Source organism: Burkholderia torrens, assembly GCF_984668525.1.
Genome location: NZ_OZ480211.1, coordinates 1,401,734 through 1,427,036, shown reverse-complemented (window position 1 = coordinate 1,427,036; position 25,303 = coordinate 1,401,734). Strand labels below are relative to the sequence as shown.

Annotated in this window: 22 protein-coding genes and 2 tRNA genes; 12 read left to right on the top strand and 12 right to left on the bottom strand. The window is 65.7% G+C overall.

Annotated elements, in window-relative coordinates; all coding sequences use genetic code 11:
- Window positions 1–254: 254 nt before the first annotated feature.
- The 3 genes from AC5LXX_RS06630 (at window position 255) to glmS (ending at window position 5,439) form a co-directional block, all read left to right on the top strand.
- A complete protein-coding gene (locus tag AC5LXX_RS06630; RefSeq protein WP_493410876.1) occupies window positions 255–2,393 on the top strand; it encodes a polysaccharide deacetylase family protein in 2,139 nt (712 codons plus the stop codon).
- 91 nt (window positions 2,394–2,484) lie between these two features.
- On the top strand, window positions 2,485–3,573 hold the full coding sequence (locus tag AC5LXX_RS06625; protein ID WP_493410875.1) for a hypothetical protein: 1,089 nt from the start codon (window positions 2,485–2,487) through the stop codon (window positions 3,571–3,573).
- Between the two features lie 48 nt (window positions 3,574–3,621).
- Window positions 3,622–5,439, top strand: a complete 1,818-nt coding sequence (glmS, locus tag AC5LXX_RS06620) for a glutamine--fructose-6-phosphate transaminase (isomerizing) (protein WP_493410874.1) — start codon at window positions 3,622–3,624, stop codon at window positions 5,437–5,439.
- 54 nt (window positions 5,440–5,493) lie between these two features.
- Here glmS and AC5LXX_RS06615 read toward each other — a convergent pair.
- Both AC5LXX_RS06615 and AC5LXX_RS06610 read right to left on the bottom strand, forming a co-directional pair.
- Window positions 5,494–5,570, bottom strand: a tRNA-Arg gene (locus AC5LXX_RS06615).
- A 180-nt stretch (window positions 5,571–5,750) separates the two neighbouring features.
- Window positions 5,751–6,581 (bottom strand): undecaprenyl-diphosphate phosphatase, encoded by an 831-nt coding sequence (locus AC5LXX_RS06610; protein WP_059649338.1) that lies wholly within the window; start codon window positions 6,579–6,581, stop codon window positions 5,751–5,753.
- 479 nt (window positions 6,582–7,060) lie between these two features.
- Here AC5LXX_RS06610 and AC5LXX_RS06605 point away from each other — a divergent pair, with 479 nt between their 5' ends.
- The 5 genes from AC5LXX_RS06605 to AC5LXX_RS06585 all read left to right on the top strand — a co-directional run bounded on the left by AC5LXX_RS06605 (window position 7,061) and on the right by AC5LXX_RS06585 (window position 12,582).
- A complete protein-coding gene (locus tag AC5LXX_RS06605) occupies window positions 7,061–7,972 on the top strand; it encodes an aldose epimerase family protein (RefSeq protein WP_493410873.1) in 912 nt (303 codons plus the stop codon).
- 132 nt (window positions 7,973–8,104) lie between these two features.
- Window positions 8,105–8,806: a peptidoglycan DD-metalloendopeptidase family protein gene (locus AC5LXX_RS06600; RefSeq protein WP_124453906.1), complete on the top strand. Its 702-nt coding sequence runs from the start codon at window positions 8,105–8,107 to the stop codon at window positions 8,804–8,806.
- Window positions 8,807–9,175: 369 nt separating this feature from the next.
- The gene (locus AC5LXX_RS06595; RefSeq protein ID WP_493410872.1) at window positions 9,176–10,795 is read left to right on the top strand and encodes an acyl-CoA synthetase; all 1,620 of its coding nucleotides are present in this window, start codon (window positions 9,176–9,178) and stop codon (window positions 10,793–10,795) included.
- 73 nt (window positions 10,796–10,868) lie between these two features.
- Window positions 10,869–11,192, top strand: a complete 324-nt coding sequence (locus AC5LXX_RS06590) for a DUF2288 domain-containing protein (protein WP_309287269.1) — start codon at window positions 10,869–10,871, stop codon at window positions 11,190–11,192.
- A gap of 10 nt (window positions 11,193–11,202) precedes the next feature.
- A complete protein-coding gene (locus AC5LXX_RS06585) occupies window positions 11,203–12,582 on the top strand; it encodes an MATE family efflux transporter (RefSeq protein WP_493410871.1) in 1,380 nt (459 codons plus the stop codon).
- Window positions 12,583–12,601: 19 nt separating this feature from the next.
- Here AC5LXX_RS06585 and AC5LXX_RS06580 read toward each other — a convergent pair whose 3' ends face one another.
- Entirely contained in the window at window positions 12,602–12,778 is a 177-nt protein-coding gene (locus AC5LXX_RS06580) for a hypothetical protein (RefSeq protein WP_493410870.1), read from the bottom strand.
- 136 nt (window positions 12,779–12,914) lie between these two features.
- Here AC5LXX_RS06580 and AC5LXX_RS06575 point away from each other — a divergent pair, with 136 nt between their 5' ends.
- Complete coding sequence (locus tag AC5LXX_RS06575; RefSeq protein ID WP_179948935.1) at window positions 12,915–13,085, top strand: hypothetical protein; 171 nt, start codon at window positions 12,915–12,917, stop codon at window positions 13,083–13,085.
- Between the two features lie 191 nt (window positions 13,086–13,276).
- Here the strand turns inward: AC5LXX_RS06575 and AC5LXX_RS06570 are convergent, their stop codons facing one another.
- Together AC5LXX_RS06570 and sixA are read right to left on the bottom strand one after the other, a co-directional pair.
- Window positions 13,277–14,083, bottom strand: coding sequence for a GNAT family N-acetyltransferase (locus AC5LXX_RS06570; protein WP_034206968.1), 807 nt, complete (start codon window positions 14,081–14,083; stop codon window positions 13,277–13,279).
- A gap of 170 nt (window positions 14,084–14,253) precedes the next feature.
- A complete protein-coding gene (sixA, locus tag AC5LXX_RS06565; protein ID WP_124453915.1) occupies window positions 14,254–14,715 on the bottom strand; it encodes a phosphohistidine phosphatase SixA in 462 nt (153 codons plus the stop codon).
- A 161-nt stretch (window positions 14,716–14,876) separates the two neighbouring features.
- On the opposite strand from sixA, the gene AC5LXX_RS06560 reads away from it, so the two are divergent.
- Both AC5LXX_RS06560 and AC5LXX_RS06555 read left to right on the top strand, forming a co-directional pair.
- Window positions 14,877–14,953, top strand: a tRNA-Pro gene (locus AC5LXX_RS06560).
- 210 nt (window positions 14,954–15,163) lie between these two features.
- On the top strand, window positions 15,164–15,598 hold the full coding sequence (locus AC5LXX_RS06555) for a hypothetical protein (RefSeq protein WP_493410869.1): 435 nt from the start codon (window positions 15,164–15,166) through the stop codon (window positions 15,596–15,598).
- A 99-nt stretch (window positions 15,599–15,697) separates the two neighbouring features.
- On the opposite strand, the gene ppx is transcribed toward AC5LXX_RS06555, so the two are convergent.
- Window positions 15,698–17,212 (bottom strand): exopolyphosphatase, encoded by a 1,515-nt coding sequence (ppx, locus tag AC5LXX_RS06550; protein WP_124453919.1) that lies wholly within the window; start codon window positions 17,210–17,212, stop codon window positions 15,698–15,700.
- Between the two features lie 279 nt (window positions 17,213–17,491).
- Between ppx and ppk1 the strand changes: the two genes are divergently transcribed.
- Window positions 17,492–19,555 carry a polyphosphate kinase 1 gene (gene ppk1 / locus AC5LXX_RS06545; protein ID WP_493410868.1) on the top strand — a complete coding sequence of 688 codons (2,064 nt, stop codon included), beginning with the start codon at window positions 17,492–17,494 and terminating at the stop codon, window positions 19,553–19,555.
- Between the two features lie 88 nt (window positions 19,556–19,643).
- Here the strand turns inward: ppk1 and phoR are convergent, their stop codons facing one another.
- Genes phoR through pstC form a run of 6 tightly spaced genes read right to left on the bottom strand, consistent with a single transcriptional unit; the run spans window position 19,644 to window position 25,215 of the window.
- The gene (gene phoR / locus AC5LXX_RS06540) at window positions 19,644–20,963 is read right to left on the bottom strand and encodes a phosphate regulon sensor histidine kinase PhoR (RefSeq protein ID WP_322083059.1); all 1,320 of its coding nucleotides are present in this window, start codon (window positions 20,961–20,963) and stop codon (window positions 19,644–19,646) included.
- 57 nt (window positions 20,964–21,020) lie between these two features.
- Entirely contained in the window at window positions 21,021–21,722 is a 702-nt protein-coding gene (phoB, locus tag AC5LXX_RS06535) for a phosphate regulon transcriptional regulator PhoB (RefSeq protein ID WP_006750313.1), read from the bottom strand.
- 32 nt (window positions 21,723–21,754) lie between these two features.
- Entirely contained in the window at window positions 21,755–22,459 is a 705-nt protein-coding gene (gene phoU, locus AC5LXX_RS06530; RefSeq protein WP_006476334.1) for a phosphate signaling complex protein PhoU, read from the bottom strand.
- Between the two features lie 18 nt (window positions 22,460–22,477).
- Window positions 22,478–23,326, bottom strand: a complete 849-nt coding sequence (gene pstB / locus AC5LXX_RS06525) for a phosphate ABC transporter ATP-binding protein PstB (RefSeq protein ID WP_493402788.1) — start codon at window positions 23,324–23,326, stop codon at window positions 22,478–22,480.
- 15 nt (window positions 23,327–23,341) lie between these two features.
- A complete protein-coding gene (gene pstA / locus AC5LXX_RS06520) occupies window positions 23,342–24,235 on the bottom strand; it encodes a phosphate ABC transporter permease PstA (protein WP_124453925.1) in 894 nt (297 codons plus the stop codon).
- The gene (pstC, locus tag AC5LXX_RS06515) at window positions 24,232–25,215 is read right to left on the bottom strand and encodes a phosphate ABC transporter permease PstC (protein WP_493410867.1); all 984 of its coding nucleotides are present in this window, start codon (window positions 25,213–25,215) and stop codon (window positions 24,232–24,234) included. The genes pstA and pstC overlap by 4 nt, the downstream gene beginning before the upstream one ends.
- Between the last annotated feature and the right edge of the window lie 88 nt (window positions 25,216–25,303).

The window sequence follows — 25,303 nt, the reverse complement described above, 5'->3', positions numbered from 1 at the left end:
AGCCAGCAGGACCGGGCCTCCGGCGCAAATGGCACGTTGTTCGCTTCACTCAATGCGTCGCATCGAGTCCTTTCGTCAACGCCGACAGCGCGACGTACCGACGTATCCCGTTGGTCCGGCTGCCGTCGGCAGGTGCCGCTCGATGCCCGACACACCGGACAGCCGCACACACCTGCGGGGCAGGATTGGTCGACCCGGCGGCACGCGCATCACGGCTGCCGCACGCCCCCCTTTCCTTGAGCGAGGAGTACACCATGTTGGCAAAGTCAGGCAAGTTCTTGCGGATCCTGTTCGCGTTGTTCGCGCTCGCGTTCGCATTCAGTCCGGGCGGCGTTCAGGCGGCCACCAACCAGCTCATCCTGCTGGTGCCGAATACGCTGACGTTGCCCGATCCGCGCGTGTCCGCATGGCTCGACACCGCACAAGAGGAAGGACTGCAGATCACGGTGATGACCGACAGCCAGTTCATGGCGGCCGGCGCGTCGCTGTCGCAGTATCCCGGCCTGATCCTGCCCGATCAGGTGCATACGACGGCCGACGACACGCTCGTCACGGCGATCCAGAACTATGCGCTGAACGGCGGCAAGGTGATGCTCGTCTACGATTTCGGCGTGCTGAATTCAGCCGGCTTCTACGTGAGCCCGAAATCCCGCTTCAGCAGCATGGTGGGTGTGGACTATGTGTTGTATGACCAATACGGCGGCAACATGATCGGTCTCGGAAACGTAACCGGCATGAGCAGCTGGCTGCGCACGCTCCAGGTGCCTCCCGGCAAGTCGATGGCGTGGACCACGACTTCGTCGACCACCACGACCGCGAGTGCGCTCGCGTCGACCAGCACGTCGGGCACGTCGACGACATCGACGTCAGGCAACGCGCTGTTCCTGGCCGCGAGCCCGTCCAACCCCGGTGGCCTCTCCAATTACAATCACCAGGCATGGTTCCAGTACGAGACGTCGCCGACAGGCAGCGGCGTATTGAGCCAGACGCTCCCGAAACTGACCGGCACCGTGACCGGCAAGCTGAAGAAGAACACGACGTATAGCGCAAATTCGCTCTTGAGCACGTCGACCGGCAAGACGGCCAATACGCTCGCGTCGACGCTGGCGACCACCACCGACACGCTCGAAGGCATCTCCGGCTATGTGTACGGATTCCTGACCTATCCGAGTTTCGTCACGCAGGGGACCTACACCGGCACGACGATCCTGACCTCACCGACGTTCGGGCTGGTGTCCGGCTACAACACATACGGCAACGGCGGCGTCTTGTTCGTCAACCTGCCGCTCGCCTACCTCGACGGCCAGACCGACGGCATGCTGATCCACGGCTACCTGCACTATTTCGGCACGCAGATGCTGAACCTGCCGTCGCTGTCGCCGCTGCCAAAGGCGATGGCCGGGCTGGTGTTCAACTGGCACTTCTGCGCGGGCGACCAGATCCAGCCGGCGCTCCAGCTGAAGAACCTCGGCGTGTGGAACAACGGGCCCTTCTCGCTCGTGATCACGGCCGGCCCCGATGAAGCGACGTTCGGCGACGGTGACGGCGTCAATCTCGCGAACAATGCCACCGCACAGAATCTCGTGAAGTATTTCCTGAGCAAGGGCCATCACGTCGGTAGCCACGGCGGCTGGATTCACGACTACTGGGGAGCCAATGCCAGCGAAACGAACGCGAGCACGTTCACGCAGTACCTGGTGATGAACCATCAGGCCGTCCAGGCAGCGACGGGCCAACCGGACGTCGAGTACGCGGCACCGGAAGGCAACACGCCGACCTGGTCGGTCAACTGGCTCGAAAGCAACGGCTTCAACGGCTATTACTTCACCGGTCACACCGGCTCGGCGCCGACCCGCGCATACCGCAACGGCGCGCTGCTGAACCCGGGCCTGTGGGCTTACCCGGTGATGCCGTTCGGCAAGTACGCGACGTTCGAGGAGTTCCAGCAATACGCGGTGCCGACGTCCGACGTGAACAACTGGTATGCATCCCTGATGAACTTCGTCGTCGCGAACCGTACCAGCCGGCTGATCTATGCGCACCCGCTCGGCGCGTCGTCCTATACGTCGACGTTGAATGCGATCTTCTCGCAAGCGAATACGCTGAAGCTGCTCGGCCAGTTCAAGTGGTACACGATGAGCGACATCACGATCTTCGATCGCGCACGCCTGAACGTCACATGGTCGGCCACCGACACGGGCAGCAGCTGGTCATTCGCCGCCAGCCACCCGACGAGCCTCGCGAACATGACGTGGTTGCTGCCGAAGAAGGCCTACGCACTGCCGGTCATCACGCAAGGCCTGGGCAGCGTCGTCATCACCGACTCGACGTACTGGCTCGTGACCGCGAACAGCGGCACCAGCATCAAGTTCACCAGCGCCAAGGTGCACTGAGCCGCAACTCGACCCACCCGCCGGCGCGCGACGCGGCCAACGTCGCGCCCGGCGGCATTTGCGCAGGACCACCGCGCAGGAGCCCCCGATCATGAACCGGCCCGCGCTGTTCCCGGCCGCACGCGCACGCGTGGCGGCCACCGCCCGGCTATGCCGCCTGTGGTGCGTTGCCTGCTGTGTGTCGGCATTCGGCTTCGCGCTGCACGCGGGCGCCGCCGAGCTCCAGCTCAACGGACTCTACCAGCGCCCCGACGGCGCGATCACCGTGCGCCTGAACGGCGCAGGCGTCGATCCGTATTTCGCGGCGAAGGCGCTGCTCGCCGCCGCCGACGCCGGGCTCGACACCCACCAGGCCGCACTCGCGTGGATCGCGTGGCTGTTGCCGCGTCAGCGCCCCGACGGCGGCTTCGATCGCTACTGCTTGAAGAGCGGCCAGTACAGCGCATGCGCGGAAGCCGACGCCGACGACGCGATGATGGCCACCTGGATCGAACTGCTCTCCCGCTTCGCGCCGCCCGACGGCATGCCCGCCGCATGGGAACTCAGCCTGAACCACGCGGGCGCGCACCTGGACACGCTGCTCAGCAAGCCAACCGGCGTCTATCAGATCTCGTCCACGCTGCACGTCGCGCTGCTCATGGACAACGTCGAGGTCCACAGCGCGTTCCAGGCGCTCGCCGCGTACTACGTCCGGCATGCCGACAACACGCACGCGAGCCCGTGGCGCCAGCGCGCCGACCGGCTCTCGTCCGCGATCCTGAAGGTGTTCTGGCGCGGCACGCAATCCGGCTTTCGAGCGAGCACGCAGCGCATCAGCGACACGACCTTCTATCCGGCGAAAGTCGCGCAGATCTTCCCGCTCCTGTCGGGGATCCAGGTTCCCGATCAATCGAACGAGGCGATCTATGCGCAGTGGATGCAGAAATACGGCAAGACCTGGCTGCAACTGGCCGGCAGCGATTATCCGTGGGGCTTGATTGCGCTGGTCGCACTCAAGATGAACGACTGGAACACGGTCGCCTGCTGGCATGCGCGATCGGGCCCGTACCGGCATGGTGCGCACTGGAACGTACTGGAGGAATCGCTTTATCTCGCATTCGAAAGCAGGATGGCCGACCCCGTCGCGCCCGCTCAGTGCGGCTTCACGACGGCCGAGGCAACGGAGACTGCGTCGCGCTGACACAGCGTGCATGCGATCCAGAAAAATTGACAGGGAAGGAGACGTGTCATGTGTGGCATCGTCGGCGCGGTCGCGCAACGGGACATCGTCCCGATTCTGATTGAAGGTTTGCGCCGCCTTGAATATCGCGGCTACGATTCATGCGGCGTCGCGACGGTCGTCGACGGCCAGGCGCGCCGGGAGCGCAGCATGTCGCGCGTCGCCGATCTCGACGCCCACGTGCGCAGCGCCGGCCTGACCGGTAGCACAGGTATCGCGCACACGCGCTGGGCGACTCATGGCGCGCCGGCAACCTGCAATGCACACCCGATCTTCTCTCGCGACGAGATCGCGCTCGTGCACAACGGCATCATCGAGAACCATGAAACGTTGCGCAAGCAACTGTCAGACGAGCACTACGAATTCGACGGCCAGACCGACACCGAAGTCGTCGCTCACCTGATCCACAGCAAGTATCGCGGCGACCTCCTCGCCGCCGTGCGCGATGCGACGTCCCAGCTTCACGGCGCTTACGCGATCGCGGTGTTCAGCAAACACGAGCCGCAACGGCTGATCGGTGCGCGCGCCGGCTCGCCGCTCGTCGTCGGCGTGAAGGACGGCGAATGCTTTCTCGCGTCCGACGCGCTCGCTCTGGCCGGCATTACCGACCGCTTCATCTTTCTCGAGGAAGGCGACATCGTCGAGTTGACGCCCGGCGGCGTACGGGTGCTCGATCGCACCGGTACACCGATCGAACGCGCGATCCAGACCGTTTCATCCGCGCAGGGTGTGGTCGAGCTCGGGCCGTACCGGCACTTCATGCAGAAGGAAATTTTCGAGCAGCCGCAGGCCGTGGCCGCGACCATCCCGGACGCGGGGCTGTTCGATCCGGCCGTATTCGGCCCGGATGCCGCGCGGGCGTTCGACCAGATCGACAACGTGCTGATTCTCGCGTGCGGCACGAGCCATTATTCCGGCCTGACCGCGCGCCGCTGGCTCGAAACGATCGCGCGCATCCCCGCGCAGGTCGAGATCGCGAGCGAATACCGTTACAGCGATGCGCTCGCGATGCCGAACACGCTGGTGGTCAGCGTGTCGCAATCCGGCGAGACCGCCGACACGCTCGCCGCGCTCAAGTACGCGCAGGCGCTCGGCCATATCGACACGCTGGCGATCTGCAACGTGCCGACCAGCGCGATGATGCGCCAGACCGGCCTGCGCTTCCTGACGCGGGCAGGCCCGGAAATCGGCGTTGCGTCGACCAAGGCGTTCACGACGCAGCTCGTCGCGCTGTTCATTCTTGCCGTCACGCTCGGACGGCTGCGCGGCTACGTCGACGACGCGCAACTCGCGCGCTACACGATGCAGCTGCGGCGATTGCCTGGCGCGCTCGAGGACGTGCTCGGGCTGGAACCGCAGATCGAGCGCTGGGCGGCGGAATTCTCGCAGCACGAAAACGCGCTGTTTCTCGGGCGCGGGCTGCACTACCCGATCGCGCTCGAAGGTGCGCTGAAGCTGAAGGAGATTTCGTATATCCACGCGGAAGCGTATCCGGCCGGTGAGCTGAAACACGGGCCGCTCGCGCTCGTAACGCACACGATGCCGGTCGCGACAATCGCACCGAACGATGCACTGCTGGAGAAGCTCAAGTCGAACATGCAGGAAGTGCGGGCGCGTGGCGGGCAGCTTTACGTGTTCGCCGATGCCGATACGCGGATCGACAACAGCGAAGGCGTGTCGGTATTGCGGATGCCGGATTACTACGGGCTGTTGTCGCCGATTCTGCACGTCGTGCCGTTGCAATTGCTCGCGTATCACGCGGCGTGCCTGCGCGGCGCGGATATCGACAAGCCGAGGAATCTGGCGAAATCGGTGACGGTGGAGTGATGAGGCTGCGTTGCCCGGGCGGGCAGGCCCGTGAAGGTCGTCAAGCAATCAAACTGGCCCGCCCTACACGATTCGAACGTGTGACCTACGGCTTAGAAGGCCGTTGCTCTATCCAACTGAGCTAAGGGCGGTCGCGGAGAAAAGACACGGCCTTTCGCGGACCGCATTCGGCATCGGGCTTTCGAGTCACGCACGGCAACAACCGCACCGCCGAACTCAACGCTCCGAAACAAAACGGGCCCGGTATGGAACCGAGCCCGAAATTATACCCGATCATCGCGTCACATCACGCGACGCGAGCCATCGCAACCTCAAACCGGCTGCGGATGCAGCATGAACCAGCCGAGACAGAACACCCCGGCGATCACGCAGTACACGCCGAACGACGCGAGCCGCCCGCGCCCTTCGAAATAGCGCATCAGGAACCGCACGCTCAGGTACGCGGCGATCGCCGTCAGCACGCCGCCGAGCAGCGCGTCGGCAAGCTGGTCGCGTGCATGAAACAGCTTCGGCAGTTCGAGCACACCCGCCGCGAAGATGATCGGCGTGCCGAGCAGGAACGAGAATTCCGCTGCCTTCTCCGCCGTCAGCCCAGCCGCATTGCCGGCAATCATCGTCAGCCCGCTGCGCGAGAACCCCGGAATCAGTGCGCCGATCTGCGCGAGACCCACGAAGAACGCCTGCTTGAACGTCATCTTCTCGGGCGCCTGGTGCGCGCGGCTGCGCTGGATGCGATCGCCGAGCCACAGCAGCACGCCGTTCACGATCAGCGCGATCGCGACGATCCGCAGGTCGTGGAACACGCGTTCGATACGCTTCTCGAGCAGCAGCCCGACGATGCCGGTCGGGATCGTCCCGATGATCAGCGCCCACATCAGGTGGCCGTCGTCGTTCTTGCGGCCGCCGAGCTGCGCGAAGAAGCCGCTGATCAGCGCGATCCAGCGCGCGCGGAAGTACCACAGCAGCGCGAGCGCGGTGCCGAGGTGCAGCGCAACGAGGAAGGGCAGCAGTTGCGGCGCGTGCTTGTCGATATGCATGCCGAACAGCGCCGGCACGAGCAGCGTATGGCCCAGGCTGCTGACAGGGAAGAGTTCGGTGACGCCCTGCAGGACGCTCAGGAATACCAGAAACCAGAGACTCACGCGTCGGTCCTTTTAGTCGAGATTGAGCGGGAAGAAAGACGGACGACGCGATGCGCGTCCGAAAAAACGCGCCCTGATTATGCCGAGCCAGGATTACTGCGCCAAGGCATTTGGCAGCTTATTGCGGCAATGCACACAAACGCTTGCAATTTGTAAGCACGCAGAAAGCAAAAAGCCCGCCATTTGCATGGCGGGCCTGTCGACTTCGGCAGGAATTGCCGTCAGCGGCCGAGCTGATAGAAAAATAATACCGTGCTGCCGGTGAACATGCCGAACAGTGCGATTCCCATTGCCATTGCCAGATCCATGGCCCCCTCCACGAAGTGTCATGACCCGGCAACATCACCGGTTTAGATGCATTATCCAGACCGTTGACAGTCTTAAAAACTCGCAATTTCCCGAGAAGGGTTTTCCCCGAGCGGCCGCGGCCCGATAATGGAACGCGCGTTGCTCCGTCCACCCGTCCAATCCGATTCGCCATGCCGATCTTCCAGCAACACGATATCCACGAACTTCACGCCGGCCCGTCGCTCGTCCGGGTCGCTCCGCAATTCGGCGGCCGCCTGCTGTCCTGGCACGTCGACGGCGAACCGGTCATCTTCTGGCCGGAAACGGCCGACTGGAGCAACCTCGCCCGCGTGCGCGGCGGCAATCCGCTGCTGTTCCCGTTCCTCGGTCGTCACCGCGTCGACGGCGAACTCGGCCGCTGGCGCGACGCCGCCGGCGTGGTCCGCGACCTGCCGATGCACGGCTTCGCGCGCGACCTGCCGTTCGACGCGCACCCGTCGGCCGACGGCGCCGCGCTGTCGATGACGCTCGACGCAAGCGACGCGCTGCGCGCGAGCTACCCGTTCGACTTCCGGTTCGAGACGACCTACCGGCTGGCCGACGCGCACACGCTGGACGTCGCGCTGACGACGACCAATCGCGGCGACACGCCGCTGCCCTACTACGCCGGCCACCACTTCTATTTCGCGCTGCCGCATGGCGAACGCGCCGAAACCACGCTCGAACTGCCGCCGACCCGCACCTGCCAGCAGCACGCGGACGGCTCGATCAGCCCGCTCGAACCCGGTGAAGCGCATTACCGCCTCGACGATCCGGACATCGTCGACCGCTTCCACTGCCTCGACGGCGAACCGTCTTCACCGGTGCGCATCGTGATGCCGGGCCGCCGCCGCACGATCGAGATCGCGCTCGACGTGCCGGGCTCGATCCCGTGGTACGCGGTCACGACCTGGACCGAAAAGCCGGATTCCGACTTCTATTGCGTCGAGCCGTGGCTCGGCCTGCCGGACGCCATCCACAACGGCCTCGGGCTGCGCATGCTCGCGCCGGGCGCAACCGAAACGGCCGCGCTGCGCATTCGCGTGCATCCGCTCGCCGGCTGATACGCGGGCCGCCAAACCGGCACGCGACGGCCCCGACAACGGCCCAAACTGCGGTGCGCGGGTCGAACCCGTTAAAATCGGACGTTTTGTGTTGCCTGCCGCGTCACCCGCGGCAGGGTTTTGCGAGGTTCAATGTTCGGAACAACAACGAAGCGACTCTTCGCAGCCGCCTGCGCCGCCCTGCTCGCCGCGTGCGGCTCCGCGCCCGTCGGCCCCGGGTTCTATCGCGTCGAGCGTGGCGACACGCTCTACAAGATCGCGCGCGACAACCGCACGTCGGTGCAGAACGTCGTGCGCTGGAACCAGATGACGAACCCCGACGCGATCGAAGTCGGCCAGGTGCTGCGCGTCGCGCCGCCGCCCGGCACGACCACCGCATCGACGCCGTCGACCACCGGCACCGGCAGCGCCGGCCGCGCGCGTCCGGCACCTTCCGCGCCGGTCGAATCGGCCGTCAAGCCGGCCACGAGCATCGGGCTGATCTGGCCGGCGGCCGGCAACGTGGTCCGGACGTTCGACGGCTCGAAATCGAAGGGGATCGACATCGCGAACTCACCGGGCACGCCGGTGGTCGCGGCCGCACCGGGTGTCGTGGTCTATGCCGGGAACGGGCTGCGCGGCTACGGCAACCTGATCATCCTCAAGCACAACGCCGACTACCTGACCGCCTACGCGCATAACCGCGCGCTGCTGGTGAAGGAAGGCCAGTCGGTTACGCAGGGACAGTCGATCGCGGAGATGGGCAACAGCGACAGCGATCGCGTCGCGCTGCATTTCGAGCTGCGCTACGGCGGCCGGTCGATCGACCCGTCACGCTACCTGCCGGCGCGTTGAGCGCACGACGGACGACACGCGATGCCGGCGCGCATCGCGTGCCGTCGCGGCGAAAACGGGAAATGGTTGAGTCAGCGCTTGCGCAGACGTCCGGTGAAACGGCCGGACAACGGATCGACGTGACGAGCAAACGCCACCAGCACACCGATTCCGATCAGGCTGAACCCCGCAGCTATCAGAAGCAAATCCATGGTCACATCACTGTTTTGACTTGATCTTATGCGTCATTGTGGAATCGTGCACTGAGCCGTGGCTATTGGACGAGTCCGAACATTCCCTATCAGCAGACACCATTGTGGATTCGCCTGCGTGAAAACCTGATGTAAGCGATACGCCCGGCGCCACGATCGACACCCAGGAGACAATGCGATGCTGCCCGCCGCCGACCGCTACGACGACCTGCTCTCCCGCTTCCGGTGGGACATTCAGGCCCGCTACAACATCGGCGTGGACGTCTGCGACAAATGGGCCGACGGCAGCGGACGCCTCGCATTGATCTACGAAACGGCGCACGGCGACGTGTTCCGCCTCACGTTCGACGACCTGAAGAATGCTTCTAACCGGCTCGCGAACAGCTTTGCGCGCGCCGGCCTGCGACGCGGCGACCGGATCGGCATCTTTCTCGCGCAAGGCCCCGAAACGGCCGTTGCGCACCTCGCCGCATACAAGCTCGGTGCGATCGCGGTGCCGCTCTTCACGCTGTTCGGCGTCGATGCGCTCGAATACCGGCTCGCGAACAGCGAGGCCGCCGCGCTCGTCACCGACGCGGCCGGCTACGCGAAAATCGCACCGCTGCGCGCGCAGCTGCCGTCGCTGCACACCATGTACTGCGTCGGCGACGATACACCCGATGCGCCGGGCGTGCTGCGCTACGACGCGGCGCTTGCCGCCGAAACGCCGGATTTCGTACCGGCCGACACGGCCGCCGACGATCCGGCGGTGATCATCTACACGTCCGGTACCACGGGCAAACCGAAAGGCGCGCTGCACGCCCATCGCGTGCTGCTCGGCCACCTGCCGGGCGTCGAGATGTCGCAGCAATGCTTCCCGCGCGATGCACGCCTGTTCTGGACGCCGGCCGACTGGGCATGGATCGGCGGCCTGCTCGACGTGCTGCTGCCGTCATGGCATCACGGCGTGCCGGTGCTCGCGCGCCGCTTCGAGAAGTTCGACGGCGACGCCGCGTTCGCGCTGATGGCGCGTCACGGCGTCACGCACGCATTCCTGCCGCCCACCGCGCTGAAGCTGATGCGCGCCGTTACGGCGCCGCGCGAACGCTACGCGCTGTCGCTGAAATCGGTCGCGAGCGGCGGCGAATCGCTCGGCACCGAGCTGACGGCGTGGGGCCGCGATGCGCTCGGCGTGACGATCAACGAGTTCTACGGGCAAACCGAGTGCAACATGGTGCTGTCGTCGTGCGCGGCACTGTTCGACGCGCAGCCCGGTGCGATCGGCAAGGCGGTGCCCGGTCATGCGGTCGCGATCGTCGATGCGGACGGCACGCCGCTGCCGCCCGGCGTCGAAGGCCGCATCGCGGTGCGCCGCCCCGATCCGGTGATGTTCCTCGAATACTGGCGCAACCCGGCTGCGACGCGCGACAAGTTCGCGGGCGACTACCTGCTCACCGGCGATACGGGCACGATCGACGCCGACGGCTTCGTGCGCTTCGTCGGCCGCGACGACGACGTGATCACGAGCGCCGGCTACCGGATCGGCCCGGGCCCGATCGAGGACTGTCTGCTCACGCATCCGGCGGTGCGGATGGCGGCCGTCGTCGGCGTGCCCGACGCGACGCGCACCGAGATCGTCAAGGCGTTCGTCGTACTGAACTCCGGCCACGTCGGCGACGACGCACTCGTGCTCGCGCTGCAGGCACACGTGCGCACACGGCTCGCCGCGCACGAGTATCCGCGCGCGATCGCGTTCGTCGACAGCCTGCCGATGACCGCGACCGGCAAGATCGTGCGCCGTGCGCTGCGCGACGCGTGAGCCATCCGCCGGCGGCTCGGCCCGTGCGGCCGGATGGTTTATAGTGGCGCCACGCAGTCTTTCCAAGAAACCGATGTCCTCTGATCAGCCATCCGCCGCGGGCGCGTCGCACAGCCCGCTCTACGCCAAACTCCTCGGCGAAACCGCCAAGATCGACTGGTGCGATCTCGAACGCTTCTTCGCGCAGGGCAAGCTGCTCTCCGTCGCGCGCGACCTCGATCTCGTCAGCGTCGCGGAAGCGGTCGCCAGCGACGATGCCGAACAGGTCACGCGCTGGCTGTCGGCCGGCCTCGTCGCCCGCATGCCGGCCGAAACGGCCGCCGACTTCGCGGCGCGCAACCCGGAGCTGTGGGCGGTCGTCGTTTCGCCGTGGGTCTGCGTGCAGGAACGCGCCTGACGCGTTCGCCATGTCCAAATCCGCGTTACCGCAGGGGGCCGGTGCCGGCTCGGTTACCGTCACGCACCGGCGCGTCCTCGCGCTCGCCTTCCCGATCGTCCTCGCGAACCTGACCCAGCCGATCCTCGGCGCCGTCGACACGGCCGTCGCCGGTCACCTCGACGGCGCGCAGTATCTCGGCGGCGTCGCGCTCGGCGGGCTGTTCTTCAATTTCGTGTTCTGGGGGTTCGGCTTCCTGCGGATGGGAACGACCGGCCTCGTCGCGCAGGCGCATGGCGCCGGAGACACCGCCGGTATTCGCCTGAACCTGTTGCGCGCGCTGATTGTCGCGTTCGCGCTCGGCAGCGCCGTGCTCGCACTGCAGGTGCCGCTGCTGTCGTTCGCGCTGTCCGCGCTCGGCGGCAGCGATGCCGTGCGCGCGACGGCGCTCGCGTACAGCCAAGCGCGAATCTGGAGCGCGCCCTTCGCGCTCGCGAACTACGTCGTGCTCGGTTACCTGCTCGGCATGCAGCGCGTGCGGCTCGCGCTCGTCGCGCAGGTGTTCATCAACGCGGTGAACATCGGCGCCGTTCTGCTCTATGTGTACGGCTTCGGCTGGGGCATCGCCGGCATCGGCGCCGCAACGGCCACCGCGGATGCCTGCGGTTTCGCGCTCGGTGCATGGATGCTGTGGCGGCTGCGCCCGCGCGGCCTTGCGCCGATCGCGGTACGTGCGCTCGCCGACCGCGCCGCGCTCAAGCGGCTGATCGCGCTCAATCGCGACATCTTCCTGCGCACGCTGTGCCTGCTCGGCGCGTTCGGCTGGTTCGCGCACCTCGGCGCCAAACAGGGCGACGCGACGCTCGCGGCAAATGCGCTGCTGCTGAATTTCCAGACCTTCATGGCCTATGGCCTCGACGGCTTCGCTCATGCGGCCGAGGCGCTCGTCGGCGCGGCGGCCGGCGCGCGCGACCGCCGCGCATTCCGGCAGGCCGTGCACGTCACGCTGCTCTGGTCGGCGCTTGGCGCGCTGCTGTTCACGCTCGTCTACTGGGCAGCCGGCGGCTGGATCGTCGCGCGCCTGACCGATCAGGCCGAGATCCGCGCCGTCGCGCTGCGCTACCTGCCGTGGGCGGCGATCTCGCCGATCGTGTCGGTCTGGGGCTTCCTGCTCGATGGCGTCTTCATCGGCGCCACGCAGACGCAATCGCTGATGCGCGCGATGGTCGTGTCGTTCTCGATTTTCGTCGCGGCCACGCTCGCGGCCGTCGGCACGTTCGGCAATCACGGCCTCTGGTTCGCGCTGCTGCTGTTCATGGCCGCACGCGGCGCGACACTCGCGCGCTACCTGCCCGGGCTGCTGCGGCGCATCGGCGCCGACGCGCACGCCGCGTCCACCGGCCGCGCGTGACGTCGGCCTGGCCGAGCCGTCATTGCGTCGGTTTCGGCGACGGCGCGTCGAGCATCGACGGCGGCGTCATGTCGGTCGGCACACCGTGATAGTCGGCCGGATCTTCCGGCGGGTGGCCGCGACGGGCCTGACGAGGATCGCTGCCGCAGCCGGCGAGGAAGGATGCGGCCAGCACGGCCAGCATGAAACGGGTCATCGGGTATGGCTCCGGAAAACGGTGCGCCCATCGCGCGCCGGGACCGCGCCGAGTCTAACGGAAATCCGGTTTCAGGGTCGCGCCGCGCATGTCCTACTATGTACGCATGGCGCGGTGCCGCGGAAAGGAGGCTGCCATGTCGACTGAGGAAATTGCGGGCCTGATCGGCCTGTTCATTGGCCTGATGGTGCTGGTCGCGCTGTCGTACTTCGAGTCGCGCGAATACAAGCGCAGCCACGGCGGCGAAGGGATGATCCACCACTGGATGGCGGAACATCACCTGCTCGACTGGCGGCGCAAGCACTGAGCGAGCTACCCCGCAGTCCGGTCCGGATCGAACCCGGGCCGTCCTGAAACGCGCCATTCCAGTGGCGTGCTTGGAACCGCGTACCGCGGAAATTATCAGGGTCGAATGAATGAACGCCGTCGCGTGGCCATTGCCGCGCGACGGCGTTCGCTTGCGCGCACCCGGCACGGGCGCGGCGCGGTTCAGACGGCTCAGCCCAGGAAGTGGCGGGCGTAGCGCGCGTTGATGTCCGACAGGCGGAACAGCGTCAGGAAATCCGCGCAGTTGAAGTCGGGATCCCAAGCCGGTGCGCCGCAAATCTTCGCGCCGAGACGCAGGTAGCCCTTGATCAGCGGCGGCGGCGCGACGACGGTGCCCGTCTGCAGTTCGTCGACCGGCAGTGCCGTGTGCGGGAACGCGCGGTATTCGGGCGCCGTCAGCGACCCTGCCGACAGCGACTGGTACAGGTTCGCCGCATAGTGACCGCCGTCGGCCATCGACACGCTCGCGCAGCCGAGCATCGTCTCGTAGCCGTTCTGCATCATGTACGCGCCGAGGCCGCCCCACAGCGCCATGATGACGGCGCCGCTGCGGTAGTCGCTGTGCACGCACGAGCGGCCGACCTCCACCATCTTGCCGCGCAGGTGCGTGAGGCGCGACAGGTCGAATTCGCCTTCGGCGTACAGGCGGCCGACACGCGCCGCCTGATGCGGCGGCAGCACGCGGTACGTGCCGACGACTTTCAGCGTGTCGAGATCGCGCACCAGCAGGTGGTCGCAGTACGCGTCGAACGGATCGACGTCGAGACCGGACGGGCCGCTGACCTGCGCACCCATCTCTTCGGCGAACACGCTGTAGCGCAGGCGCTGGGCTTCGCGCAATTCGTCTTCCGTACGCGCCCATGCGGCGCGCAGGCGATACTCCGATGTGACGGTTTCACTGGCGCGCGGCAGGTGGCGCCGCGACGTGTCGAGGGGCAGCGAGGCAAAAGGGAGCGTAGGCGTCGGCAGTTCTCGCATTAGGCTTTCCTGGTCGTAAGGAATAGGACGACATGCCCGCCAATGTAGTAATCGGCCGTGACCGTTATGTGGCACGACTGTGTCCTTTCAATGACGTGTCGCCGAATTGACTTTAGCAGAAAGCTTGCGAAACCGTATGATCAATCCCTTCAAACCAATTCAGCCGGGCTTCACACCAGGTCCGGCGTCAATACCGCCCGCAATACGGCCTGCCGGCTGCCGTCGCGCGTGCGGCTCGCCAGCCACACGATTCCGCCCTTCTTGACGCTCCAGCTGTCGTCGCTGCCGGCGATCAGTTGCGCGGCGACGCTGCCGAGCGTCGGCTGGTGTCCGACGATCACGACCGTCGGCGCGATGCCTTCCGGCCATCCGGCCGCTTCCAGCACGTCGTCGACGCTGCCGCCCGGCGCGAGTGCATCGACGGTCCGGTACTGGTCGGTCAGCGCCTCGACCGTCTGCACGGTTCGGGCCGCCGGGCTCGCGAGGATCACGCTGTTCGTCTCGAGCCTGCCGCGCAGCCATTTGGCCATTGCCTGCGCGTCCTTGCGGCCACGGACGGTCAGCTGGCGCGCGAGATCGCTCGACGCGTAGTCTTCGGCTTCGGCATGGCGCCACAGGATCAGGTTCATCATGATGTTCTCCTTGCGTCGGCGAGCGGTGCGCGCCCATGCGCACGGTTACGGCCGATTACCATGCGAATTGTCGCAAATCGCGGCCGGTTCGCCGCCGCGGCATTTACCCGCATATCGTGATTGACCTGATCGATCATGAACCGATATAATCTTTGGCTCGTCGGAGCGTAGCGCAGCCTGGTAGCGCATCTGATTTGGGATCAGAGGGTCGTAGGTTCGAATCCTATCGCTCCGACCAAGGAATCAAGGGGTTACGGTTAAACACCGTAGCCCCTTTTCCGTTTCTGGGCCCATGTATCGCCCGCACATGCCCCTGCTCGCGCACTTCAATTCATTGTAGAAATTCATTGGGGCACCGACGCGACACCGCACGAGCCTCTGCCCGCCAACCCCCGCGCGACACTTCCAGGAACACGCGATAATGCGCGTGAACAACCTGCACCCGCGCATGAAAAACAACATTCTCAAGACCGCCTTCTGCGCGTCTCTGCTCGCGCTGGCGACCGCCGGCACCGCGTCGGCCAAGGCGCTCGACGATGCGCTCGACTGCCATTCGACCGGCCACAAGTTCGTCGCGCCGCTGCTCGCCGCCGGCGACATCCAGTCGGAGCCCATGCATGTCGAATCGAACTCGGTCAACGCGTTCCGCACGAACCACGCGCTGACGGCGTACGGCTTCGGCGTCTACGTCGTGCTCGGCTATCAGGCGAACGACCCGATCTTCCGTCCGGGCGACGGCACGCCGATCGGTGATTGGGCCTACGGTGTCGTCGTGCGCGGCACGAAGAGTTCGGTGGAGGAAGCCGTGCGCAAGGCCGGCAGCGACGCAACCGTCAAGCAGGCGTTCCCGTTCCTGACCGCGATCGTCTGCTCGTCGGATTGAGCGGGCCGTCAGGGCGGTCGCACGGCACGCTCGAGGGCACCGCAGCCACCTTCCCGCCCAGCGGCTTCCGGACATCGCTACGGCCCCGCTATCGGCCCGTTAAGCGCCGGTGTACACCACGCGATATGGAATACCGACCTTCTCCCACTCGGCCGCCTCCTGGCTGAGGCTGTAGTCGGTCAACGGGTTCTGCTCGACCCATGCGCTCGGCAGGCGCACTTCATACCCGCCTTTCTTCATCTGCGACACGGAAATGTCGGGCAGCCCCGCATCGGTCCGGCGCCGGCACAGCAGCGCCGCGAGCCGCAGGCAGAACAGCAGCGGCCACTCGACCTCGCGCGCCTGCGACAGCTTGCCCAGCTTGCCTGCGTGACCAAGCACGAGCGCGGCGAGCCGCGCCTGGTCGGTGCGCGAGAAACCCGGCATGTCCGCGTTGCTCGCGATATAGGCCGAATGCTTGTGATACGCGCTGTGCGAGATCGACAGGCCGATCTCGTGCAACGCGGCCGCCCAGCCGAGGAACATCCGCCCTTCCTCGCGCGCCTCTTCGTCGTCTTCCTCGAGTTCGTCGTAGAAACGCCCCGCGAGCGCGCCGATCCGCTCGGCCTGCGCACGATCGACGCCGTAGCGGCGCGTGAAGCCCTCGACGGTCACCGCGCGCATGTCCTCGTGCTGCGTCCGGCCGAGCAGGTCGTACAGCACGCCGAGGCGCAGCGCGCCGTCGGTCGTGTCGACGTAATCGACGCCGAGCTCCTCGAACACCGCGAGCATGATCGCCAGACCGCCGGCGAGCACCGGCACGCGGTCGGGCTTCAGCGCGATCAGCTTCAGCCGGTTGACGTTCTCCGACTTGATCAGCGCACGCTTGAGCCGCTCGAGGCCGCCGCGCGAAATGCCGTGTGTGATGCCCGGATCGTTGAAGCCGTTCGCCTCGACGAGTTCCGCGAGCGCACGCGCGGTGCCGGACGAACCGATCGCCTGGTCCCAGCCGGCCTTCTTGTACTCGCTCGAAATGATCTGGATCTCGCGCTTGGCCGCGAGTTCGGCCTGGCGCATCGTGTATTCGTCGACGTTGCCGGCCGGAAAGAACGTACGGCTGTGGCTCACGCAGCCGATATACAGGCTCTCCATCACGATCGGCGTGTAGTGCGAGCCGATGATGAATTCGGTCGAGCCGCCGCCGATGTCGACGACGAGCCGCTTGCCGGCGCTCGCCGGCACCGAGTGCGCGGCGCCCGCATAGATCAGCCGCGCTTCTTCGCGGCCCGCGATCACTTCGATCGGGAAACCGAGCGCCGCTTCGGCCTCGCCGAGAAATTCGCCGGCGTTCTTCGCGACGCGCAGCGTGTTGGTGGCCACCGCGCGCACGTGATCGGGATGGAAATCGCGCAGGCGCTCGCCGAACCGCTTGAGCGCCTCCCAGCCACGCTCCTGCGACGCACGATCGAGCATCTTGTCGCTCGACAGGCCCGCGGCCAGCCGAACGGGCTCGCGCAGCGCGTCGACGGGATAGATCTGGCTGCCCGCCGGCGTTTCCTCGACGCGACCGACGATCAGCCGGAAGCTGTTCGAGCCGAGATCCACGGCAGCCAGCAAGTGGGGAGTTGTAACCATCAGAAGGGGGCTCCGTGCGCGTTCGCCCGCGGCAGCCGGACCGGCAGCCCAGGGCGATCAATCAAAGGCGACATTTTAAGCGTGGAACGCTTGGCGTTGCCACGCTTCACGGGCATGCACACTGCTTGATTCCATATAGCCGAAACATTTATGAGACGAAAGGGTTCCAGCGTAGAATTTGCCGATATAAATACAATCGTGTCATCAGCACGTCATCGTACCGTGAGAGTTTCCGAGCGTCCTTTCGAATCATCGCCTGAATCACCCCCTACTCTGCCGATGTCCGTCCGTTACCCGCTTCTCAATCGTGAACTCGGCATCCTCGGTTTCAACGAGCGCGTGCTGGCCCAGGCGGCCGATCCTCAAGTCCCGTTGCTCGAGCGCCTCCGTTTCATCTGCATCACCAGCAGCAACCTCGACGAATTCTTCGAAGTCCGCATGGCCGGCCTTCAGGAGCAGATCCGCGACAACCCCGGCGCGCTGACACCCGACGGCATGTCGTTACAGCACGCTTACGATCTCGTCGTCGAACGCGCGCAGCGGCTCGTCCATCGACAGTACACGATGCTGCACGAAACCGTGCTGCCCGCGCTCGAACAGGAAGGCATCTATTTCCACGCGAGCGACACGTGGAACGACGAGCAGCTCGAATGGGCGCGGGGTTACTTCCTCGACGAACTGCTGCCGGTGCTGACGCCGATCGGCCTCGATCCGGCCCACCCGTTCCCGCGCGTGCTGAACAAGAGCCTGAACTTCGTCGTCGAGCTCGAAGGCCGCGACGCGTTCGGCCGCCAGGCCGTGATGGGCATCGTGCAGGCGCCGCGCGCGCTGCCGCGCGTCGTGCGGATGCCGCACGCGCTGTCGGGTTTCGAACACGGCTTCGTGCTGCTGAGCTCGTTCATGCAGCGTTTCGTCGGCGAACTCTTCCCGCAGCTCGTCGTGAAAAGCTGCAACCAGTTCCGCATCACGCGCAACAGTGAACTGTTCGTCGACGAAGACGAAATCACGAACCTGCGCGTCGCGCTGCAGGGCGAACTGCCCGCACGCCACCTCGGCAACGCGGTCCGCCTCGAAGTGTCGGCCGACACGCCGCTGCACATCGTGCGGCGCCTGCTCGAGGAGAGCGAACTCGGCGACAAGGACTGCTATCGCGTGGCCGGCTCCGTGAACCTCGTGCGCCTGATGCAGATTCCCGATCTCGTCGACCGCCCCGACCTGAAGTTCGCGCCGTTCACCGCGTCGATTCCGGCCGCGATCACGAACGCGCCGACGATGTTCGACGCGATCGACAACGGCGACATCCTGCTGCACCACCCGTACGAAAGCTTCCAGCCTGTGCTCGAACTGCTGCAGCAGGCCGCGAAGGACCCGAGCGTCGTCGCGATCAAGCAGACGATCTACCGCACCGGCACCGATTCGCCGCTGATGGACGCGCTGATGGAAGCCGCGCGCAACGGCAAGGAAGTGACCGTCGTCGTCGAGCTGCTCGCGCGCTTCGACGAGGAAACCAACATCAACTGGGCGTCGCAGCTCGAAGCCGTCGGCGCGCATGTCGTGTACGGCGTGGTCGGCCACAAGTGCCACGCGAAGATGATGCTGATCGTTCGGCGCGTCGTGCAGGCCGGCAAGGCGTCGCTGCGCCGCTACGTGCACCTCGGCACCGGCAACTACCACCCGCGCACGGCGCGCCTCTACACCGACTTCGGGCTGATGACGGCCGACCAGAAGATCTGCGAGGACGTCCATCACGTGTTCCAGCAACTGACGGGGATCGGCGGCGAACTGACGCTGCACGAGCTGTGGCAGTCGCCTTTCACGCTGCATCCGCGCATCATCGATTCGATCCGTGCGGAGATCGACAATGCACAGGCAGGCAAGCGCGCGCGCATCGTCGCGAAAATGAACGCGCTGCTGGAGCCGTCGGTGATCGCCGCGCTGTACGAAGCGTCGCAGGCCGGCGTCAAGGTCGACCTGATCGTGCGCGGCGTCTGCGCGCTGAAGCCCGGCGTGCCGGGGCTGTCGGAAAACATCACGGTGCGCTCGATCGTCGGCCGCTTCCTCGAGCACCACCGGATCTACTACTTCCATGCGGACGGCGCCGAGGACGTCTATCTGTCGAGCGCCGACTGGATGGACCGCAACCTGTTCCGCCGCGTCGAAGTCGCGTTCCCGATCCGCGAGCGCAAGCTCAAGCGGCGCGTGATCGCCGAAGGCCTGTCGGTGTGTCTCGGAGACAACCAGTCCGCGTGGCAGATGCAAAGCGACGGTCACTACCGCCGCCGCCGCGCCGGCAAGACGGTCCGCAACGCGCAACTCGGACTGCTCGCGAAGTTCTGCTCGTGAGCCGTCGGCGCGATGCGGGTCGCGCGCCGCATCGCCATGAGAAAAGCAGCCCGCGGGCTGCTTTTTTTTACGCCGGAACGCTACGCGATCAAGCCTCGTACGCGGCCGGCCGGATCGCGATGATGCGCGAACCCGGGAACCGCGCGGTAAACGTGCTGCCGCGCCCCTCCTCACTCTGCACGTACAGGTGCGCGTCGTGCCGCTGCAGCACGTGCTTGACGATCGCGAGCCCGAGCCCCGTGCCGCCCGTGTCGCGCGACCGGCTGCGGTCGACGCGGTAGAAGCGCTCGGTGAGCCGCGGCAGGTCGGCGGCCGGAATGCCGAAGCCGCTGTCCGTGACGGAAAACACGCCCTGCGCACCCTCGCGCCGCCACGTGACGACGATCTTGCCGCCTTCCGGTGTATAGCGGATCGCGTTCGTGACGAGATTCGCGAAGGCGCTGAACAGCTCCGTCTGCGCACCCGTGACGCCGAGCGTCTCGTCGATCGCAAACGCGATGTCGTGATGCCCGTTCGACAGCGTCTGCGCGTCCTCCTTCAGATGGTCGAACACGGCACGCATGTCGATCGCGCGATCGAGCGGCGGGCGGCTCTCGCCTTCCAGCTTCGCGAGCACCAGCAGGTCGGTCACGATGTGCCGCATCCGCGATGCCTGCTGCTCCATCATGTCGAGGTAGCGCGCGCGGTCTTCCTCGTTCAGCGGCAGCTCGCGCATCGTCTCGAGGAAACCCGACAGCACGGTGAGCGGCGTCTTCAGCTCATGCGACACGTTCGCGACGAAGTCGCGCCGCATCGCGTCGGTCCGCTCGAGTTCGGTGATGTCCTGCGTGAGCAGCAGCTTGCGGTTCTCGCCGTACGGAAACACCTGCACGGCCAGCACGTTCTGCCGCGAATCGCCCATGCCGCGCATCACGAGCGTCTCTTCGTAATGCTGCGCATTCAGGTAGCGGACGAAATCGGGATGGCGCACCAGGTTCGTGATGTGCTGGCGCAGGTCGCGTTTCGCATCGAGGCCGAAATGAACCTCGGCGATCGCGTTGCACCACTCGATCTGGTCGTGGTCGTCGAGCATCGCGACGCCGTTCGGCGACGCCTGGATCGCCTGGATGAAGCGCGAATGCTGCTGTTCGACCTGCCGTACCTGCGCATGCCACTGCTTCGCGAGCTTGTGCAGCCGATAGTAGATCTCGCCCCAGATGCCCGGCGCGCTCGGCACCTCGCCGTAGACGGGCGCATCGAGCAGGCGCCACAGACGCTGCGTATGGAAGGTGCTGAAAAAGCCCTGCGCGACCAGCATCACGACCACGAACACGAGGCCCGCGGTCGGGCCGGCGAAGACGCCGACCAATACGCCGATCAGCACGAGCAGCACGAGCGACACCAGAAAGCGCGCCCAGATGATGTTCATGATTCAGCGTCCGAAAGAATGAACGGCATGCCGCGGCACACGGCATGTCCGGATACGTTACGCGTGCTTGGCGAGCCGGTAGCCGCTGCCGCGCACGGTCTCGATCATCGCATCGCAACCGGCCGGTTTCAAGGCCGCGCGCAATCGTTTGATATGCACGTCGACGGTACGCTCCTCGACGAATACGTGGTCGCCCCACACCTGGTCGAGCAGTTGCGTGCGGCTGTGCACGCGTTCCGGATGCGTCATGAAGAAATGCAGCAGGCGGAACTCGGTCGGGCCGAGATCGAGCTTGATCTCGCTGCCGTCGCCGTGCGCGGCGACGCGATGCGTGGCCGGATCGAGGCGCAGCCCGTTGATCGACACGACGTCCTCGGTCAGCTGCGGCGCACGGCGGCGCAGCACGGCCTTGATCCGCGCCATCAGTTCCTTCGGCGAGAACGGCTTCGTCACATAGTCGTCCGCGCCGATTTCGAGGCCGAGCACCTTGTCCTGCTCGTCGCCGCGGGCGGTGAGCATGATGATCGGGATGTGCTTGGTCCGTTCGTTGTTGCGCAGGTCGCGCGCGAACGCGATACCGGACTTGCCCGGCAGCATCCAGTCGAGCAGCACCAGATCGGGCAGCACATCGCTGATCAGGTTCTGCGCCTGTTCGGCGTTGTACGCACGGATCGGGCAGTGACCGGCGTGCTGGAGATTCACCGAGATCAGTTCGGAAATCGCGGGCTCATCTTCAACGACGAGAATGTTGCTGGGCATCGGCACCTCTGTTCTTCCTGTGCTGGGTCGTGTTAACTGTTGGCTTCGCGATCGAGCGTGTCGCGCGGCTGGTGCCGCACGTCAGTGCCCTTCACGATGTAGATGATGAATTCGGCGATGTTCTTCGCGTGGTCGCCGATCCGTTCGATCGCCTTCGCGATGAACAGGTAATCGAGGCCGACCGAGATCGTGCGCGGATCTTCCTGCATGTACGACACGAGCTTGCGCACGAACGCACGGAATTCCATGTCGATTTCCTTGTCGTCCTTGACGATCTGCGCGGCCGCGACCGTATCGAGACGCGCAAACGCGTCGAGCGCGCGGCGCAGGATCGTCACGGCCATCTCGCCCGACACCTTGATCTCGGCGATGTTGACCGCACGCGCGGCCGGCTCGTCGACCAGGCGGCGCACGCGCTTGGCGATCTTCTCGGCCTCGTCGCCGGCGCGTTCGAGGTTCGTAATCGTTTTCGAAATCGACATCAAAAGACGCAGGTCGCGCGCGGCAGGCTGCCTCCGCGCGATGATGTTGCCGCACTCCTGGTCGATGTCGACTTCCATCGCGTTCAGCGTTTCCTCGGCCGCGATCACCTTCTCGGCCGTATCGCGATCGAATTCGTTCAGCGCGCGCATCGCGCCGACGATCTGCGACTCGACGAGTCCGCCCATTTCCAGCACTTTCGACGACACGGCATTCAGGTCCGCGTCGAACTGGCTCGACAGATGTTTATCCGACATGGCTGTTGTTCTCCGTCATCAACCGAAACGGCCGGTGATGTAGTCTTCCGTTTCCTTGCGCACCGGCTTGATGAAGATCCTTTCGGTCTCGCCGAACTCGATCAGCTCGCCCAGGTACATGTAGGCCGTGTAATCCGAGCAGCGTGCGGCCTGCTGCATGTTGTGCGTGACGATCACGACCGTGTAGTCGCTCTTCAGCTCCGCGATCAGCTCTTCGATGCGGCCCGTCGAGATCGGGTCGAGCGCCGAGCACGGCTCGTCGAGCAGCAGCACTTCCGGACGGATGGCAATGCCGCGCGCGATGCACAAACGCTGCTGCTGGCCGCCCGACAGGCCGTAGCCGCTCTGGCCCAGCTTGTCCTTCACTTCGTTCCACAGCGCGGCCTTCGTGAGCGCCCACTCGACGCGGTCGTCCATTTCCGAGCGCGTGAGCTTTTCGAACATCTTCACGCCGAACGCGATGTTGTCGTAGATCGACATCGGGAACGGGGTCGGCTTCTGGAACACCATGCCGATCCGCGCGCGCAGCAGCGAGATGTCGCGCTTCGTCGTCAACAGGTTCTCGCCGTCCATCAGGATTTCGCCTTCGGCGCGCTGCTCCGGATAGAGCGCGAACATCTTGTTGAACGTGCGCAGCAGCGTCGACTTGCCGCAACCCGACGGGCCGATGAACGCGGTCACCTTGCCGTCCGGAATGCGCAGGTTGATGTTCTTCAGCGCATGGAACTTGTTGTAGAAGAAGTTGAGGTTGTTGACCTCGATCTTCGCGTTCAGCGGCGCGAGCGGGCGATCGTTCGCCGCGTCATGGGTGCCGGCCGGCGCAGCGGTGCGCTCGACAGGATTCAGGTGGCTCTCTGCCATATTCATCGGATTGCTCCGCCGTTACTTTTTCGAGAAGATCGAGCGCGCCAGGACGTTGAGTCCGAGCACCCCGAGCGTAATCAGGAACACGCCCGCCCATGCGAGCGACTGCCATTCCGCGAACGGGCTCATCGCGAACTTGTAGATCGTGACGGGCAGGTTCGCCATCGGCTGGCCCATGTCGACCGAGAAGAACTGGTTCGACAGCGCGGTGAACAGCAGCGGCGCCGTTTCGCCGGCAATCCGTGCGACCGCGAGCAGCACGCCCGTCACGATCCCGCCGACCGACGCGCGCAGCGTGATCTTCAGCACCATTCGCCACTTCGGCGTACCGAGCGCGAACGCCGCTTCGCGCAGCGCATTCGGCACGAGCTTGAGCATGTTCTCGGTCGTGCGGATCACGATCGGAATCTGCAGCAGCGCGAGCGCGATCACGCCGGCCCAACCCGAGAAGCGCCCCGACTTCGCCACGACGATCGCGTACACAAACAGGCCGATGACGATCGACGGCGCCGACAGCAGGATGTCGTTGATGAAACGGATCGTGCTCGCCAGCAGGTTCTTCTGGCCGTATTCGGCGAGATAGACGCCCGCGAGGATGCCGATCGGCGTGCCGACCAGCGTGCCGAAACCGCACAGCAGCAGGCTGCCGACGATCGCGTTCGCCAGGCCGCCGCCTTCCGTGTTCGGCGCCGGCGTCGATTCGGTGAACAGTTGCAGCGACAGGCCGCCGACACCGAGGTGGATCGTCGTGTAGAGAATCCACACGAGCCACAGCAGGCCGAATGCCATCGCGCCGAGCGACGCGGTGAGCGCGATCGCATTGATCGCCTTGCGCTTGCGCTGCAGGCGGTTGCGCATCGCTTCGAGCACGGCGCCGTCCGCCCCCGGGAAATTCATGATGGGCTCGCTCATTTCTTGCCCTCTCCCTTCTCGAGACGAAGCAGCAGCAGTTTGGAGATGGACAGCACGATGAACGTGATCACGAACAGGATCAGGCCCAGTTCCATCAGCGCGGACGTATGCAGGCCCGGCTGCGCTTCCGCGAATTCGTTCGCCAGCGCCGACGTGATGCTGTTGCCCGGCGCGAACAGCGACACGCTGTCGAGCAGGTTGGTGTTGCCGATCACGAAAGTCACGGCCATCGTCTCGCCGAGCGCGCGGCCGAGGCCGAGCATCACGCCGCCGATCACGCCGGTCTTCGTATAGGGCAGCACGACCTTCCACATCACTTCCCAGGTCGTGCAGCCGATCCCGTACGCCGATTCCTTCAGCAGCACGGGCGTGACTTCGAACACGTCGCGCATCACCGACGCGATGTACGGGATGATCATGATCGCGAGGATCACGCCGGCCGCGAGGATGCCGATGCCGATCGGCGGGCCGGCCGTCAGCGGACCGAGCACCCAGACGTCCTTGAACAGGCGGCCGATCGGCTTCTGGAAGTATTCGGCGAAGATCGGCGCGAACACGAGCAGGCCCCACATGCCGTACACGATCGACGGAATCGCGGCGAGCAGCTCGATCGCGATGCCGAGCGGGCGGCGCAGCCAGACGGGCGACAATTCGGTGAGGAACAGGGCGATGCCGAAACTGACGGGCACCGCGATGACGAGCGCGATGACCGACGTCACGATCGTGCCGTAGATCGGCACGAGTGCGCCGTAGATGTCCGAGTTGGGATCCCACTCGGATTGCCACAGGAAGCCGAGGCCGAACTTCTGGATGGTCGGCAGCGACGCAATGATCAGGGAGACGATGATCCCGCCCAGCAGCAGCAGGGTCACGATCGCGGCGAGCCGAGCGAGGCCGCCGAACAGGACATCCCCGAGACGGCCAGGCGCGCGCTGCGCACCGTCGGGCGATCGGGAGGACGTGTAGGAAATATCAGACATGGGTGCCTGCTTTTGATTGCCGGGCGCCATGACGCCCGGCTTCACCGCACACACTGCCCGACCGGCGCGGCCGGGCAGCGAACCGCTG

Bases quoted from the DNA above. Each gene is read 5' to 3' on its own strand.
- AC5LXX_RS06630 (WP_493410876.1), top strand. From the start codon at position 255: ATGTTGGCAAAGTCAGGCAAGTTCTTGCGGATCCTGTTCGCGTTGTTC.
- AC5LXX_RS06625 (WP_493410875.1), top strand. From the start codon at position 2,485: ATGAACCGGCCCGCGCTGTTCCCGGCCGCACGCGCACGCGTGGCGGCC.
- glmS (WP_493410874.1), top strand. From the start codon at position 3,622: ATGTGTGGCATCGTCGGCGCGGTCGCGCAACGGGACATCGTCCCGATT.
- AC5LXX_RS06605 (WP_493410873.1), top strand. From the start codon at position 7,061: ATGCCGATCTTCCAGCAACACGATATCCACGAACTTCACGCCGGCCCG.
- AC5LXX_RS06600 (WP_124453906.1), top strand. From the start codon at position 8,105: ATGTTCGGAACAACAACGAAGCGACTCTTCGCAGCCGCCTGCGCCGCC.
- AC5LXX_RS06595 (WP_493410872.1), top strand. From the start codon at position 9,176: ATGCTGCCCGCCGCCGACCGCTACGACGACCTGCTCTCCCGCTTCCGG.
- AC5LXX_RS06590 (WP_309287269.1), top strand. From the start codon at position 10,869: ATGTCCTCTGATCAGCCATCCGCCGCGGGCGCGTCGCACAGCCCGCTC.
- AC5LXX_RS06585 (WP_493410871.1), top strand. From the start codon at position 11,203: ATGTCCAAATCCGCGTTACCGCAGGGGGCCGGTGCCGGCTCGGTTACC.
- AC5LXX_RS06580 (WP_493410870.1), bottom strand. From the start codon at position 12,778: ATGACCCGTTTCATGCTGGCCGTGCTGGCCGCATCCTTCCTCGCCGGC.
- AC5LXX_RS06575 (WP_179948935.1), top strand. From the start codon at position 12,915: ATGTCGACTGAGGAAATTGCGGGCCTGATCGGCCTGTTCATTGGCCTG.
- AC5LXX_RS06570 (WP_034206968.1), bottom strand. From the start codon at position 14,083: ATGCGAGAACTGCCGACGCCTACGCTCCCTTTTGCCTCGCTGCCCCTC.
- sixA (WP_124453915.1), bottom strand. From the start codon at position 14,715: ATGATGAACCTGATCCTGTGGCGCCATGCCGAAGCCGAAGACTACGCG.
- AC5LXX_RS06555 (WP_493410869.1), top strand. From the start codon at position 15,164: ATGAAAAACAACATTCTCAAGACCGCCTTCTGCGCGTCTCTGCTCGCG.
- ppx (WP_124453919.1), bottom strand. From the start codon at position 17,212: ATGGTTACAACTCCCCACTTGCTGGCTGCCGTGGATCTCGGCTCGAAC.
- ppk1 (WP_493410868.1), top strand. From the start codon at position 17,492: ATGTCCGTCCGTTACCCGCTTCTCAATCGTGAACTCGGCATCCTCGGT.
- phoR (WP_322083059.1), bottom strand. From the start codon at position 20,963: ATGAACATCATCTGGGCGCGCTTTCTGGTGTCGCTCGTGCTGCTCGTG.
- phoB (WP_006750313.1), bottom strand. From the start codon at position 21,722: ATGCCCAGCAACATTCTCGTCGTTGAAGATGAGCCCGCGATTTCCGAA.
- phoU (WP_006476334.1), bottom strand. From the start codon at position 22,459: ATGTCGGATAAACATCTGTCGAGCCAGTTCGACGCGGACCTGAATGCC.
- pstB (WP_493402788.1), bottom strand. From the start codon at position 23,326: ATGAATATGGCAGAGAGCCACCTGAATCCTGTCGAGCGCACCGCTGCG.
- pstA (WP_124453925.1), bottom strand. From the start codon at position 24,235: ATGAGCGAGCCCATCATGAATTTCCCGGGGGCGGACGGCGCCGTGCTC.
- pstC (WP_493410867.1), bottom strand. From the start codon at position 25,215: ATGTCTGATATTTCCTACACGTCCTCCCGATCGCCCGACGGTGCGCAG.